This window comes from Streptomyces sp. NPDC048479 (assembly GCF_040651435.1).
In the GTDB taxonomy this organism is placed as follows: domain Bacteria; phylum Actinomycetota; class Actinomycetes; order Streptomycetales; family Streptomycetaceae; genus Streptomyces.
The window spans coordinates 1-13,130 of the sequence record NZ_JBEZKA010000068.1 but is presented as its reverse complement, the minus strand read 5'-3'; the positions used below and the strand labels follow the sequence as shown (position 1 = coordinate 13,130).

Below are 13,130 nucleotides of genomic sequence, written 5' to 3'. Positions count from 1 at the left end.
CCTCGATCAGCTGGTCATCCACGGCCTTCACCGACTGCGGCTCAGCCACCTCGACGGTCTCCGGTTCAGGCATGTTGTTACTGGTCATCGGCGCAACTTCCATGATCAGGAGTTACACCGTTCGTTTGGCCCTGTCTCGCATTCGGTGGTGACGCAGAGTCGCGAGGGGTCGTTGATATCCGCGTGATGGGTGTCAACGAGCTTGTGCAGACAGTGTTTTCAGGGCTGTCTCCGCTGGTCATCGAGGATGTGGTCGACGAGGACGAACGGATCGTGGTGCGGGCACGGACTCCGCAGGACACCGCGGCCTGTCCGGTGTGCGGGGCGTCGTCGGGACGCGTGCACGGCTACCACTGGCGGACGGTGACCGATGTGCCGGTCGACGGTCGGCGGGTGGTGGTCCGTATACGGGTGCGGCGTCTGGTGTGTCCCACGCTCGGTTGCCGGCACACCTTCCGCGAGCAGATGCCCGGAGTCCTGGAGCGATACCAACGCCGCACGGCCCGTCTGACCAGGCAAGTCAAGGCCGTGGTCAAGGAGTTAGCGGGCCGGGCGGGGGCACGTTTGCTGGCGATACTCGCGATGGGCCTGTCGCGTCACACGGCCTTGCGCGCGCTGCTGCGCATCCCGTTGCCCGCCGGGCGGGTGCCCCGCGTGATCGGCGTCGACGACTTCGCTCTCCGCCGGCGTCACCGCTACGCCACCGTGGTGATCGACGCCGAGACCCATGAGCGGATCGACGTGCTGCCCGACCGCACGGCCGACACCCTGGAGGCGTGGTTGCGTGCCCATCCGGGCGTCGAGGTCGTGTGCCGTGACGGCTCAGCGACCTACGCCGAGGCCATCCGCCGCGCCCTGCCCGACGCGGTACAGGTCAGCGATCGCTGGCATCTGTGGCACAACCTGTGCAAAGCCGCCCTGAGCGAGGTCAAGGCCCACAGCAACTGCTGGGCCACCGTCCTGGACGCGCCCCTCTACGGTGGGCCGCGCGCACAGACCACCCTGGAACGCTGGCACCAGGTCCATGACCTGCTCGACCAGGGCGTGGGTCTTCTCGAATGCGCCCGCCGACTGCAACTGGCCTTGAACACCGTCAAACGCTACGCCCGAGCCGATCAACCCGAGCGCATGCTCCGCGTCCCCAAATACCGCGCCAGCCTCGTCGATCCCTACCGCGAACACCTGCGCAAACGCCGCGCCGAAGACCCCGCTGTCCCCGTCAAGCACCTCTTCGAAGAGATCAAAGCGCTCGGTTTCACGGGCTGCCTCACCCTCCTGCACAAGTACATCAACCAAGGCCGCGCGGACGCCGACCGCAGCCACATCTCCGCGCGCAGACTCACCCGGATGCTGCTCACCAGACCCGACAACCTCAAAGCCGAACACCACGAACTCCTGACCCAGCTCACCGCCGCCTGCCCCGCGATGACCCAACTGGCTGCCTGTATCAGGGACTTCGCGCAGCTCCTGACGCCCCGCCCAGGAAATCCCGACGTACTCGCGCGCTGGATGGCCGAAGTCCGCGCAGCCGACCTGCCCCATCTGCACGCCTTCACCCGGGGCCTGGAACGAGACCGCGACGCCGTGATCGCCGCGTTCACACTCCCGTACAGCAACGGCTCGACCGAGGGCGTCAACACCAAGACCAAGTTGATCGCACGCCAGATGCACGGCCGAGCAGGCTTCGCCCTTCTGCGCCACCGCATTCTCCTGGGATAGCGACACCCTCCGTCACCACCGAATGCGAGACAGGGCCGTTCGTTTTACAGTCCCTCCAGTCGGGCCAGTACGTATTCGTGGAAGCCTGCGACCAGTCGTTCAGCGGCGAGCATGATGCGCCCGTGGTCAAGTGCGCCTGCAACGATGCCGCGTTGCACCGACTCGACCAGGCCTCGGTCTTCGGCGCCTACTTGGTTGTCGAAGGCATACATCTCATCTATCCACTCCTCGCTGACGTCTTCGCCGAAGAAGTAGTCGAGCTGCCCAAGGCAGCGATCCGGTCCAAGGGGCAGCATGGGGCCGATGGAGACATTGGCCAGTCCTGGGTTGATGTTGATTTTCAGGCTGGGCCAGACGGTGAAGTACCGGCCTTCGGGCACTTCGCCGTCCTGCCCGTGGTAGCCCGTGCCGGCGGGTGGTGTGGCTTTGGGCTTGAGCGGGCCGTTCTGCCACGCGAAGCCATGGTCGACCGTGAGGCGGTAGGCGTCTTGGCGGGTGTCCATGACATCACTCAGTCCCGGGTGAGCGAGCGTGCAGTGGTAACACTCCAGGTAGTTCTCGATGGCCACCTTCCAGTTGCAGCCGAGCTCGTAATCCACGCGCTGGTGGTGCCTGAGCCGCTCGACGTCGACGCCGGCCTCGGCGACCAGTCGAGGAACGCCTCCAAGCGCTTCCATGAGGGGCGCTGCGGCAGGGTCAAGATGCGCGAAGAGGAACGGCCCCCAGGTAGCCGCCTGCGCCGGCAGCAGGCCCAGCTGTTCTTTGGCGAAGCACGATTCCCGGTCTGAGCGCGGCGCTGCCTTCAAGCTGCCGTCCAAGCCGTAGGTCCAGGCGTGGTAGTGACATTGCAGCGTGCGCCGCTTGCCTGCTGGCTCCTGTATGACCTGGGCTGCTCGGTGACGGCAGATGTTGTGGAAGGCGTTCAGGGTGCCCTCGTTGTCCCGGACTATGACGACGGGTATTCCGGCCACTTCCGCTGTCACGAACTGCCCCGGCTCCCTGACCTGATCGGCACTGCCGATGTACTGCCAGGATGCGCGGAAGAGGCGTTGCTGCTCCAAGTCCAGGATGCCTTGGCCGGTGTACCAGGACAGGGGAAGTCCTCGGCCTTGCTTGAGGCCTTGTGCCAGGTTCTCGAAGTCCGCGCCGGCGGGTGTGGCAGTGCTCATGTCGGGCCCTCGTTCGAACTCGGGGTGCCCCGAGGGCACCAGTGGTTGTGCCTAGCGTGTGAAGGCAGTGACAACTGGGGTGTCCGCTCCGGTTGGCCCCATGACGGTGGCTCCGCCTGGTGTGCCGAGCGACTGTGTCCGGCCCGGGAGCGGCTCGGCGAAGAAACGAGCGTCCTGCGCCGCGATGGAGTCGTGTGCGAGAGCGGGGCTGACGAGGCTGACGGCTGCCGTGGGGCAGACTTCGGCGCACGCTCCGCAGTCGATGCATTCGTCGGGCTGGATGTACATCTTGCGAATGCCTTCGTAGATGGCGTCTACCGGGCACTCCTCGACGCAGTACTTGTCCATGACGTCGATGCAGGGCTCGCCGATGGCGTAGCTCATGAGATTCCTCCGATCTGGGCGGCGGCCGAGGTGCCGGCGGCGTGGTGGTCCGGCGCGTCGGTTGAATGCCCGGGGAAGAGGTCGAGTGTCGGATCGAGCAGTACGGCAGCGTTGTTGACTGCGGTGGCTGCTTCTCCGAAGCCCACGGCCATGAGCCGCACTTTTCCGGGGTATTGGGTGATGTCTCCGGCGGCGAAGACCCGCGGCATGGTGGTGCGCATCGTGCTGTCCACCACGATTTTGCGCTGGTGCAGCTTCAGTCCCCAGCCGGCGAGCGGGCCGATGGCGGATGTGAAGCCCAGTGCCGCGACGAGCCCTTGGCAGGGCAGGGTCTCTTCGGCACCGGTGCAGGTGCGTACCGACACGGTGGACAACGGGCCATGACTCTCGCCGTGCGGCCCGGACAGGCGGGTGATCTCGGCTTCGGTCACGATGCGCACCCCCAGGCGGCGGGCTTGCTCGACGGAGGCCCGGTGGGCGCGGAAGACCGATCGGCGGTGCACCAGGGTCACCGACGCTGCGAGGGCGCTGAGCGCGCAGGCCCAGTCGAAGGCGCTGTCGCCGCCGCCGGCGATGACGACGTCCAGGCCTGCGTACCGCTTGGGTTCGGGGATGAAGGAGGCGACGCCTGTGCCTCTGAAGGAGTCGGCGGCGGGCAACGGCCGCGGAGTGAAGCTTCCGATGCCTCCTGTGATGACTACGGCGCCGGCGGTGATGCGCGCGCCTTGGTCAGTGGTGACGGTGAGGCTGTGCTCCCCGTCTGAGGACAGGGTTTCGGCCTGGTGTCCCAGCATGAGCTCCGCGCCGTGGCTGAGTGCCTGGTCGAGCAGGCCCGCAACAAGGTCGCGGCCCCGTACGCGTGGGAAGCCGGCGATGTCATGGATGGCCTTTTCCGGGTAGAGGGCGGATATCTGTCCACCTGCTTCGAGCTGGGCGTCGACGATCGCGGCGCTCAGCCCGCGGAACCCGGCGCAGTATCCGGCGAACAGTCCTGTTGGGCCCGCACCGATGATCAGCACGTCGACGTACGGCCCGCCTCGTTCGGTGCCGGGCAAAGTCACCAGACCGTGGTCGGTGGGGGCCATCCGTCACTCCTTTCACGTTCAAACCTGCGAGGCGCGCGCTCACCGACTGAGGGCTGAGACGTCACTGGGGCCGCTTCGGGTACTGGGTGCATCGCTGCCCCGTGGCCGGCGGCCGGTGGGTCCGCTGAGCGCTTGCGGCCAGGCCGGGCCGACAGGCCGGGCGCGCCGACAGTCTTCTATCGATGTGCGGTGGTTCTTCCGTCTGCGGATCGCTCACGATGTACGTCCGTGTTCGGTGGATCCGGACGCTTGGGTTCGGGCAGCTCCTCGGTGCATGGATACGCCAAGGGACCGACCGCCGTCGGCGGCGAAGACGGCTCCTGTGATGTAGCGCGACTGGTCGTCCATCAGGAAGGCAGCCACATCGGCGATGTCATCCGGCTGCGCGAAGCGTCCGAGCGGGATCAGGTCCAGCATGTGGTCCTGTGCCTCCTGGTCGGCCAGGATGCCTTGGACAGCGGCTTCGGTGGCGACGAATCCCGGCGCGAGAGCGTTGACGCGGATGCCATGCGGGCCCCACTCGCGGGCGACCGATTTGGTGAAGGCTGCCATCCCTGCCTTGGCTGCCGCCGAGTGCGCCACCTGCGGAGCTCCGGTCCAGGCGTATGTGGCGACGATGTTCAACATGGTGCCCGGTCGACCTTCCCGGATCAACCGCCTGGCCAAGGCCTGGGATGCAAGGAATGTTCCATAGAGGGAGATCTCGACGACGGCCCGGAACCCGTTGAAAGAGAGGTCCACCGTTGGGCATGTGAAGTTTCCGGCCGCGTTGTTGACCAGGCCGTCTACTTCCGGGAGGTCATCGAACAGGGCGGAGACAGCTTCGGGATCACGCACGTCCAGGGCGTGGGTGCTGCAACTTCCTCCCGCAGTGGTGATCTTCGCTGCTGATCGGTCGAGCTTCTCCTGACTGCGGGAGGCCAGCACCACATGGTGCCCGTCGGAGGCCAGGCGGGCGGCGATGGCGTATCCGATGCCGGTGGCACCGCCGGTCACGACGATGGTGCTCATGCGGCCTCCTGGCAGGTGAGAGTCGTAAGGGCGGAGTCGTTCCACAGGTGCAGTGCCTTCGCGCGGCGTGAGTAGCGCTGCAGCGGGAATTCGAGGGTGAAGCCGATGGCTCCCACGACCTGATGGCAGTGGGCGGTCACGGCGCAGGCCGCTGGCCCGGCATAGGCGAGGACGTCCGGTGACGGGTCGTGGGCAGCGGCGAGCAGCAGACCATCGCTGATGGTGCGGGCATCGGCAAGCTTGTGCGCCACGGCTTCGATGGCGGTAAGCGGCTTGCCGAAGGCGATGCGCTGGTCCGCGTGCTCGATCGCGATGCGTGTGGCGCCGTCGCAGAGCCCAGCGAGGTACCCCACGTTCGCGGTGATCCAGGCTGTGGTGCGCTGGGGGCCGACCGGCTCTTCGATGCCGGCGGGGTCTGTGGCGAACCGGTGGACGGCGAGGGCGTCGGCGTATGCGACGGGGTGCGCTTGGCTGATGCGTTTGAGGACAGGGCCGTAACTGCCCGCGACAACGGCGGCCTCGCCCTCTTGCGCGTAGCGGACGAGGGAGCCTGCGGCGGGGCTGCCTCCCAGGAGGGCGTCCACCGTGCTCAGCGGTGCCAGGGCCCGTCCCAGCTCGACGGCTCCCGAAGCGATGAACTCCAGTGCCTCGGGCTCTTCAGCCAGGTCGAGCCAGCCGATGTCTTCCAGTGCGTCGTGCAGATGTTCCGCGCGGTCGTCGCACGGCCGGTCTGGCGTCCACGCGGCAGGTACCGGCATGGCCTGGGTGACCGCATTGACCGAGTCGGCGAAGGCTTCTACGTCGCTTGCCATGGGCTGCTTCTCCTTCGAGGGGCGGCAGAGCCGCTGCTGGGTTCGGGGCCTGCGCCTGGTCAGGAGGGTCCGTGGTCCTGGTCCTGGGCATCTGCCGGTGTGGCAAGTTCGGCTCGCAGTTCGTCAGTGTGTTCCCCCAGGCGGGGGGCGGGCCTGGCGTTGGGTGCGGCGCGGCCATCCACTTTGAAGAGAGTTCCGAGGAGGCTTACGGTGCCGACGTCCGGCTGCTCCACCCGCTGTATGAGACCGTTGGCGTGCGCCTGCTCGACGCGGTGCAGTTCTTCGACGGCATGGACGGTGCCGCAGGGCACGTCGCGGGCCCCGAACTCGCGCAGCCACCAGTGCACTGGGCGCGTGGCGATGACTGCGGCGAAGCGTTCCTTCAGGGCGGCGCGCTGCCGTCGTTCAGTGTCGTCGGCGGGCATGGCTTGCGGGTTGTCGGCCCACGGATCGGGGACGTCGAGTACCTGCTGTACCTGAACTCGCTGGCGCATGTTCAGGCAGGCCAGCGCGAGGAAGCCATCGGCGGCGCGGTAACAGCGGTAATAGGGTTCCATTTCGTCCGACCGTTCCTGCCGGGCGGCCAGGTCGGCCAGCTCCTGCGAGCTGACCCCGTGGCCGCCAGCGGCCGTGTCGGGAGGGGCGGGGCTCTTGTTGGCACTGTGTTCGACCTCGACGAGTCGCTGGACCTGTACGGCCAGGGAGGCGCCCAGCAGGGAGACCTCCAGGCCCCTGGCCGTTGCGTGGGTGCCGCTGGCGGGGTGCCGGGCCGAGTCGGCAAGGCCTGCCAGGGCCGCGATAGCGGTCAGAAGTCCGGCGGTGATGTCCGCTATGGCGATTCCCCCGGATCTGCGGGGAACGGGATCGCCGGGGCGGGCGTCCGCGAGCAGGAGTCCGGATGCCGCTTGAGCGATGAGGTCGTAGCCTAGTGCGTCGGCCATCGGGCCGTCGCTGCCGAAAGCGGAGACGCATGTCCAAACGGCTCGAGGGTTGATCTCGCCTACCGACCGCCGGTCGAGACCGAAGGCAAGCGCACGCTTGGGCGGCATGTTGTGCACGACCACGTCGGCCGACGCGATGAGCCGGCTGCTCAGGGCGCGGCCTTCGGCGGTTTTGAGGTCTGCCACCACGGACCGCTTGTTGCGGTTGAGGGCGTAGAACCAGGTGCCTCCGTCCGCGGTGAGCGGCTGATAGTGACGCCAGGCATCGCCTCGAGGCGGTTCGACCTTGACGACATCGGCTCCCAGATCGGCGAGCAGCATGGTCGCGAAGGGGCCAGCCACGTACTGCGCGTAGTCGAGGACGCGGACGCCGGCGAGCGGTGCCGAAGCAAGGGATAGGTGGGACGTCATGGTCTTATGCCTTCCGCGCGGGGGCACGTGTCGGTGGGACCCGCCGCAACCGCCTTGAGTGGCGAGGTTCGCGGAATCCCGATACGAGGTCAGCGGCCGAAGCCGAGACCCTGACGGGCGATGTTGCGCCGTTGGATGTCGGAGGCGCCGCCGGCGATCGTGGTGGCCACCGCGGCTCGGTGAAAGGCGGCAAGCCTGCCGCCGAGCAGGGCATCGGGCCCGTTCTCGACGAGTGCGTGCGGGCCGAGGAGGTCCACCGCGATGCCCGCGAGTCGCTGCATGAGCACAGCCACGGACAGCTTCGCCATGGAGGAGGCGGCAGCGGCTGGGGTGCGGCGGGCAAGGAGTTCGGTGGCGTGCCGGCCGTGGAGCCGTGCCACGGCCGCCTCACCGCGCAGGCGGGAGAGCAGTCGGCGCTGGGCGCTGGTCACGGCATGCTCGACGAGCAAGTCCAACAGCGAACAGACGACACCGACCTTTTCGCTGGTCACACGCTCGTGGTCGAGTGTTCCCATGAGGACGGACCATCCTGCGTCGACCTCGCCCACGACCTGGTCGCAGGGGATCTCCACGTCTGTCAGGGCCAGTTCACCAATGGTGCCCCCGCCCAGGGTTCGGTGCACGGTGACGTCGATGCCAGGGGTGCGCATGTCGGCGACCAGAACGGACAGCCCTCGGTGTCGCGGTTCGTCGGGGTTGGTGCGCACGGCGAGGTAGGCCCAGTCGGCGTGCTCGGCACTGGAGGTCCAGATCTTGCGACCGTTGACGATCCAACGGTCCCCCTCGAGCCTCGCTCGTGTACGCAGGGAGGCAAGATCCGAACCCGCCTCGGGTTCGGAGAATCCTTGGCAAAAGACCAGTTCACCTGCTGCGATGCGCGGCAGAAGCCGTTCGACCAGCTCGGGGCTGCCGAACTGCAGCAGCGCGTTGCCGATGGTCTTGACCGACAGCAGGTAGCTCGACATCGGCAGCCAGTGGTAGCCGAAGACCTCTTCGACCGCGACCGTCTCAAGAGGGCTGAGGCCCTGACCGCCAAGGTTCTTGGGCCAGTGCAGACCGATGTAGCCTCCGGCGCCGTATGCCGTGTACGCCTCGCGGGAGTCGGCGTCGGAGGGCGACCCCTGATAGGCGTTCTCCCCCGTCGCCCGCAGTCGCTCCGCCAGCTCCATCGCGAACCGGTCCGCCTGTTGCGCGCCTGGCTCGAGCGAGGCAGTGCGTCGCCCAGACGGGGATTTTAGTGCTGTCATCACGTCTCTCCTGCCGCGCCGGCCGCACTGCGGCTGTCCGCAGCTGTTTACCTCACCACAGCATGATGACTGACCGATCAGTCAGCAAGGGGGGTCGGTAAGTTTTTTTCCTACGGGCACCAATCAGTCATCACGCACGTCAGGAAGCAGGTGATTGCTGTACTGGTGGCCGCCCAGGTAGCTGGGAGCCCTTTTCGAGGGCAGACATCCGGTTACACCGAGAACTCAATGCCTTAAGGAGCCTCTGCTGACTGACTAGTCAGCAACTGTCTTCGTTGGCGCATTGTCGGCGACGCGCACCGATCTCCCCGGCAGCGGCCGCAGCGCCGGCAGTCTAGGGATGCGGGATGGCTGCCCGTCACACTGAGGACCCACCGCCGACGACTCCTGCTGCGGTCGCGGCGACGTCACCAGACATAGAGATCGACACGAAGAGCTGAGGTTTCGGCGGGCGTTGCTCCGGACGTGCGCGCCGAAACGGCGACGCCCCGCCAGCTGTGCCTCACTTCTGCCACCGGTTCCTGCTGCCGGTACCGGTCTGGGCTGACTGCACAGAGCAAGTGCACCCGTGACCGCGCCACCCGCCAGGCCCTCGCCCTCGCCGCCCGCCACGCAGAAGGTTCCTGGGGGTTGAGGCGGGGTTTGAGCCGATGCCAGTCGGGCTGCGGTGACGACAGGGAATAGTTCAGGCAAGGCGGCGTGGGCGGCGGGAGAGAAGGGGTGTGTTCCAGCCCACACAGCGGGAGTGCATAGCGAGGCGGGAGCCAGTGCCTTTATTGGAAGCAGAGGCACGTGTCGAGGTAAAAGGGTGGCGCTGATGAGGCGGTCGCGGACCGATGAGTTCGACCGGTTCGTGGCGGCTCGGTGGGCAGCGCTGTTTCACATGGCGCGGCTGCTCACCGGCGGAGACCGGCACCGGGCCGAGGATCTGATGCAGGAGGCGCTTATCAAGCTGTGGTTTGCCTGGCCGAGGGTGTCCGAGCAGGCGCCGGAAGCGTATGCGCGCAGAGTCCTGGCCCGTGCGGCGGCTCGCTCGGCACGGCGTCGATGGTGGGGCGAGCACCCCGTGGATCCGCTGCCCGACCAGCCCGGGCCGGCAGATGCGACCGCCGCCGTGGACGAACGGACCGGATTGGAGGCCGCGCTGGCGCTCCTGCCGGCGCGGCAGCGGGCCGCGGTGGTGCTGCGCTACTACATGGACCTGCCCGAGGGACAGGTCGCGGAGGTGCTGCGGTGTCCGGTGGGTACCGCCCGGTCGCTCACAACACGGGGCGTGGCACGGCTGCGGCAGCTCCTGACTGAAGCCGTCGACCCGGTGGTGTGAAGGAGACATCATGGACCACTTTGAACGGGACCTGGCGCGGATGATGCGTGACAGCCAGGAGAACACGCGCTACGAGGACCGGCACCGACACCGACTACAGGCCGGCGTTCGCGCCCGACGGCGGACTCGGACGGCCTGGATGGCCACCGGATCCATCGCCGCACTGGGAGCCGGACTAATCCTCCTGCGGAGCCCAACCGCCCAGGGCGGTCCTCCTTCCCCCGAGCACGGCCCCGTCACCCCCGCCGCGTCGGTCTCGCTGCTGCCGACGGCCCGCCCCGTTTCCCCGGACAAGCCACTGCCTGTGCCGATGCCGCCCCGCACGTCGACCGCCAAGCCACTGCCGGTGCCAACCAATACATCGCCCGGCAGGCCGGTGCCGATGCCAACCACCACCTCAACCACCGGACCGATCCCGACGCAGCCCCCCACCTCCACCACCAGGTAGCGCCCCGGCCAGGTCAAGCGGTCCCGACGGAAACGGGGTCGCCTGAGCCGGCCCGACTACCACCGACCATCAGGCAGTTGATCCCGCTTGTCCCGCTCTCCACGAGCTGAAAACTCACGACGTGACCCGTGTGACCGCGACCAGCACCCTGCCACGCAGCGCGGCGCACCGCCGACGAGTCCCTGGCAGCGGCGGCTGCGCCGCTTCGGATACATCGAGCGGCCGCGCACGACCACGCGCCTCCGCCTGGTAGTGCCGTTTCCCAGCCGCCAGCCGGGGCTGTGGCGCACGCTCGGACTGCCCCCCGCCGTAGCGGACCGGCTTACGCGCTGGTCAGGGTGGGGCGGGCCGCTGCTGGTGGCGCTCCTCGCCGGGCTTTTGCGCTTCTGGCATCTGGGCAGCCCGCGGGCGGTCGTGTTCGACGAGACGTACTACGCCAAGGACGCCTGGGCGCTGCTGCAGCACGGCTATGAGGGCGCCTGGCCGGCGGCCCGGGCCGCCACTGACAAGTTGATCCTTGGGAATCCGCAGCGGATCCCCCTGGGCACCGACCCGTCGTTCGTGGCCCATCCGCCGATGGGCAAGTGGGTCATCGCCGTCGGAGAGTGGGCCTTCGGCCTCAATCCGGTCGGCTGGCGAGTCATGGTCGCGCTGCTGGGCACGGCGTCGGTGCTGATGCTGTGCCGCATCGGGCGACGGCTGTTCCGCTCCACGGCTCTGGGGTGCCTGGCGGGCGTGCTGATGGCGGTGGACGGGCTGCAGTTCGTGATGAGCCGCACCTCGCTGCTGGACGTGATCGTCATGTTCTTCGTCCTGGCGGCGTTCGGCGCGTTGCTGATCGACCGGGACAGGGCCCGCGCCAAGCTGGCCGCCACACTTCCCAGGGACGGTCGCCCGGACGCGGACGCGGGCACAGCCACGACACGCGCATGGCGCCCGTGGCGGATCGCGACCGGGGTGCTGCTGGGCCTGGCCTGCGCGACCAAATGGAACGGTATGTTCTATGTGGCCGGGTTCGGGATCATGACGGTGCTGTGGGACGCCGGTGCGCGGCGAGTGGCCGGGGCCCGGCACCCGTACCGTGCGATGCTGCGGCGTGATGCTGGCCCCGCCTTCCTCTCCCTGATACCGGTGGCGTTCGCGACCTATGTGGCCTCGTGGTCGGGCTGGTTCGCCACCGACAACGGCTACTTCAGGCACTGGGCCGACGGCCGGGGCGGTACGTGGTCGTGGATCCCGGCGCCGATCCGCAGCCTGTGGCACTACCAACACGCGGTCTATGACTTCAACGTTCACCTCACGCAGCCCCATCCCTACCAGTCGAACCCGTGGAGCTGGCTGGTGCAGGGCCGCCCAGTGCTGTACTTCTCCGAGTCACCCACGTTCGGCCACAGCGGCTGTACGGCACCGGGCGGATGCACCCACCAGGTGCTGGCGCTGGGCACCCCACTGCTGTGGTGGACAGCGTGCTTCGCGCTGCTGTATCTGCTCTACCGCTGGGCACTGCGCCGCGACTGGCGGGCAGGTGCGGTGCTGTGCGGGGTAGCAGCGGGCTATCTCCCGTGGTTCCAGTACCAGGAGCGAACGATCTTCCTGTTTTACGCGGTGGTGTTCGTGCCGTTCCTGTGCCTGGCGGTGGCGATGATGATCGGCGCGATCCTGGGGCCACCGGGCTCGGACGAACGGCGCAGAGCGATCGGGGCGATCGGCGCGGGTGTGCTGGTGCTCCTGATCATCTGGAACTTCATTTACTTCTATCCGCTGTACACGGGGACGACGATCCCGCTGGAAGACTGGCGGAACAGGATGTGGCTGGACACCTGGGTCTAGCAGCAACGACGGCGGGCCCGACACCTGTTGGCGTCGGGCCGCCGTGGTCGTTGTTGGTCGTTGGTGGCCGTCCAGGGCCGCCCTTGGACGGCCCACAGACGGCCCAGGTGCCCGGCCGTCACTCACGACGGTAGGAGTGCGACTCCTTCGTCCCGAACGCGACCAGCCCCTCGCGACCTTGCCTTGGGGGCAATGACCTGCCTGTTGCGGCTCTGTCGTTGTCCACTACCGTCCAGAACGGTCTGGGTGAGGCTGCCTCGTTTGGCCCCCGGTTTGGCCCCCATACTGCCCACTCCTCAGGCCGCGTCTGGGCTGATCAGTGCCTGATTGCGAGGGGTGCCAGTGATCGCGTTCGGCTGGCCATCTCCTTCATCCCTATTCTGCGAAAAAGATCAATCCAGCGGGGAAGGCTAGCCGCGAGAACCGACGATGCAGGTGCGAGCGAGGCGGGGGAGTTCTCCTCGATCGGCTCCCTCACCCCTCAAACCGCCCATGATCAGCGGAAACACCTTGATCAGGGAGGCAGGGAGGCAGCCTCAACACGCCCCAGGAGGGCCCCAGAACGGCACCTCCGGACCATGACGCGCATCCCTCCCTCCGTGCCCTGACTCATCCATCCGATGAGATGCACCCTTCGAGCTCTGCAGCCACCGTTATTGATCCGAAACTCAAAGGGTTCTATTCGAGGGTGTAGCGGACGTGTGGGCCGCCGAAGTAGCCGCGGATGATGTGTGGTTGGCGCTGGCGGC

Annotated in this window: 10 protein-coding genes; 3 read left to right on the top strand and 7 right to left on the bottom strand. The window is 67.6% G+C overall.

Translation table 11 applies throughout. From position 1 onward, the window contains the following. The first annotated feature begins 177 nt into the window (after positions 1-177). Positions 178-1,719, top strand: coding sequence for an ISL3 family transposase (locus AB0D12_RS40390; protein ID WP_362694861.1), 1,542 nt, complete (start codon positions 178-180; stop codon positions 1,717-1,719). 44 nt (positions 1,720-1,763) lie between these two features. On the opposite strand, the gene AB0D12_RS40385 is transcribed toward AB0D12_RS40390, so the two are convergent. The 7 genes from AB0D12_RS40385 to AB0D12_RS40355 all read right to left on the bottom strand — a co-directional run bounded on the left by AB0D12_RS40385 (position 1,764) and on the right by AB0D12_RS40355 (position 8,779). Then, a complete protein-coding gene (locus tag AB0D12_RS40385; protein WP_362694855.1) occupies positions 1,764-2,888 on the bottom strand; it encodes an aromatic ring-hydroxylating dioxygenase subunit alpha in 1,125 nt (374 codons plus the stop codon). Between the two features lie 51 nt (positions 2,889-2,939). Continuing rightward, a complete protein-coding gene (locus tag AB0D12_RS40380; RefSeq protein ID WP_362694852.1) occupies positions 2,940-3,272 on the bottom strand; it encodes a 4Fe-4S binding protein in 333 nt (110 codons plus the stop codon). Next, complete coding sequence (locus tag AB0D12_RS40375; protein WP_362694849.1) at positions 3,269-4,357, bottom strand: NAD(P)/FAD-dependent oxidoreductase; 1,089 nt, start codon at positions 4,355-4,357, stop codon at positions 3,269-3,271. Before AB0D12_RS40375 ends, AB0D12_RS40380 begins: the two co-directional genes overlap by 4 nt. A 213-nt stretch (positions 4,358-4,570) precedes the next feature. After that, entirely contained in the window at positions 4,571-5,368 is a 798-nt protein-coding gene (locus tag AB0D12_RS40370; protein ID WP_362694846.1) for an SDR family oxidoreductase, read from the bottom strand. Further along, entirely contained in the window at positions 5,365-6,180 is an 816-nt protein-coding gene (locus AB0D12_RS40365; protein ID WP_362694843.1) for a hypothetical protein, read from the bottom strand. Before AB0D12_RS40365 ends, AB0D12_RS40370 begins: the two co-directional genes overlap by 4 nt. Positions 6,181-6,239: 59 nt before the next feature. Continuing rightward, a complete protein-coding gene (locus AB0D12_RS40360; protein ID WP_362694840.1) occupies positions 6,240-7,532 on the bottom strand; it encodes a CoA transferase in 1,293 nt (430 codons plus the stop codon). 89 nt (positions 7,533-7,621) lie between these two features. Continuing rightward, on the bottom strand, positions 7,622-8,779 hold the full coding sequence (locus AB0D12_RS40355; RefSeq protein ID WP_362694837.1) for an acyl-CoA dehydrogenase family protein: 1,158 nt from the start codon (positions 8,777-8,779) through the stop codon (positions 7,622-7,624). 817 nt (positions 8,780-9,596) lie between these two features. On the opposite strand from AB0D12_RS40355, the gene AB0D12_RS40350 reads away from it, so the two are divergent. Further along, positions 9,597-10,103: a SigE family RNA polymerase sigma factor gene (locus AB0D12_RS40350; protein ID WP_362694834.1), complete on the top strand. Its 507-nt coding sequence runs from the start codon at positions 9,597-9,599 to the stop codon at positions 10,101-10,103. Between the two features lie 661 nt (positions 10,104-10,764). Continuing rightward, positions 10,765-12,381, top strand: a complete 1,617-nt coding sequence (locus AB0D12_RS40345) for a phospholipid carrier-dependent glycosyltransferase (protein WP_362694858.1) — start codon at positions 10,765-10,767, stop codon at positions 12,379-12,381. The last annotated feature ends 749 nt before the right edge of the window (positions 12,382-13,130 follow it).